This window comes from Micromonospora sp. DSM 43699, from assembly GCF_055517075.1.
The window spans coordinates 1-1,619 of sequence record NZ_JBTMMT010000140.1; the positions used below are offsets into that span (position 1 = coordinate 1).

The 1,619-nt window shown below is 70.1% G+C and carries 3 protein-coding genes; 2 read left to right on the top strand and 1 reads right to left on the bottom strand.

What is annotated here, in order from left to right; all coding sequences use genetic code 11:
- Positions 1-333: 333 nt before the first annotated feature.
- Positions 334-741: a GntR family transcriptional regulator gene (locus AC0AIB_RS30910; protein WP_465098033.1), complete on the bottom strand. Its 408-nt coding sequence runs from the start codon at positions 739-741 to the stop codon at positions 334-336.
- Between the two features lie 295 nt (positions 742-1,036).
- Here AC0AIB_RS30910 and AC0AIB_RS30915 point away from each other — a divergent pair, with 295 nt between their 5' ends.
- Together AC0AIB_RS30915 and AC0AIB_RS30920 are read left to right on the top strand one after the other, a co-directional pair.
- Positions 1,037-1,357 (top strand): DivIVA domain-containing protein, encoded by a 321-nt coding sequence (locus AC0AIB_RS30915; RefSeq protein ID WP_442930624.1) that lies wholly within the window; start codon positions 1,037-1,039, stop codon positions 1,355-1,357.
- Positions 1,354-1,617, top strand: coding sequence for a hypothetical protein (locus tag AC0AIB_RS30920; RefSeq protein ID WP_465098034.1), 264 nt, complete (start codon positions 1,354-1,356; stop codon positions 1,615-1,617). Before AC0AIB_RS30915 ends, AC0AIB_RS30920 begins: the two co-directional genes overlap by 4 nt.
- The last annotated feature ends 2 nt before the right edge of the window (positions 1,618-1,619 follow it).

Here is a 1,619-nt window from a genome sequence, read left to right on the forward strand (position 1 = left end):
CCCCACCCCCACCCCCCACCGCGCTCCTCTCTGCGCCTGGTGATCAAGAGGTTTGCGTCAAGTTTCGGCTGCCGGATGACGCAAACCTCTTGATCACCGCCGTGGGTGTGATGGTGCTCGGAGGTTGGTATGCCTGGGGGGCATGAATATGACTGGTGGGCATACCGGGTTGGGGGGAGGTGCTCCGGGTGGGGTGGGCTGGGCTTTCGGTGGCTTGCCCGGTGACTCGGTCGGCGCGGGTGGCCGGGTTGGGTTGTGGGTGGCGCAGGCGGGTTGTAGGTAGCGCAGGCGGGTTGCGGGTGGCGCAGCCGGGTTGCGGGCGACTCGGTCCGGTTACGGGCGGATCAGCTCGACCTCGTCGCCCGGCAGTAGCTCCACGTCGCCCTGCGGGCCGTGGACTTCGAGGATCGGTACGCCCTCGTCGAGCTGCATCCTTCGCCGCTCGGCACCGCTCGGCATCCGCGCGATGACCCTCCCGCCTCCCGGCAACTCGACCTGCCGACGCGCAGGTGCCTCGCGGACACGTGTGCCGAAGGGCCGGCTGGTGGTGACCAGCCCCTCCGATCGCAACAGGGCGATGGCCATCCGCACGGCGTCACGGCCGATCCCATGCTCCTGGCTCAATCGGGTCTCGCTGCCGACACTCGATCCAGCCGGTAGTTCACCGGATTCGATCTGCCCCCGCAGCAGCTCGGCGAGCTGCACGTAGACCGGTGTGTGTGAGCGCGGATCGATGGTCATCCCGCAAGCCTTCTGTCCCCGTAGCAGCCTCCCAACAAGGCTTCGTTGCAATGATGGATTGTGGCCATGTTGGATTCTTGCTACCGTCGCTCCTGGCGGGTACGTGCTCCCGGGGTTACGAAACGTTTAACCCGTTCGGGTGTGCTTGCCGTTGAGCTGCTCCGCCGCCGTACCGCTGATGAGGGCTGCGGTCGCGGGGCGGGGTGGGTCCGCCCGTGCGCGGCGGGCGTGCGGGCCCACCCCTTCCAGCCCTCGATACGACAGAGAGCTCGATACGACAGAGAGGTAGATCGTCGTGCGTCTGATCCTTCGGTTGCTCGGTCGGCCTGAGCAGGGTCGGCACCCCCGCCGACCGCACTGCTACCGCTCGGCGGCCTACCGCCCGCTGCGACCGTGGCAGGTGCGGGAGCGGCAGTTCCGGTGGACCCGGTTCGGCCGGCCTGGGCTCGACCCGGCGGAGGTGCAGGAGTTCCTGGACCGGGTCGCCACCGACCTGGCCGCCGCCTATCAGGCGCTCGGCGACAGTAGGCACGAGACCACCCGGATCCGGGACGCGCTGCGCCGCTGGCAGTCCGAGCAGGCCCGACACCGGGTGAACGCGGGGTGGTACCGGTGACCGTCGGCCGGGAGCGGTACGTCGTCCACCTGCCGGTGGTCGCCGGGGACCTGCCCGGAGCCGTCCGGCTGGCCCGGGTGCTGGCCCGCTGGGCGGGGGTGCTGGCCCAGGCCGACCCCGGCGAGACCACTGTGTCAGCTGAGGACGACCAGTCCGTACGCCATCGGGTCTTCTGTGACCTGCGCCTGGCCACCGACCGACGCTGCCTCCTGCGGGCCGACCACTCCGGCCTCTGCTCCCGCCGCCCCACCACCCCCTGACC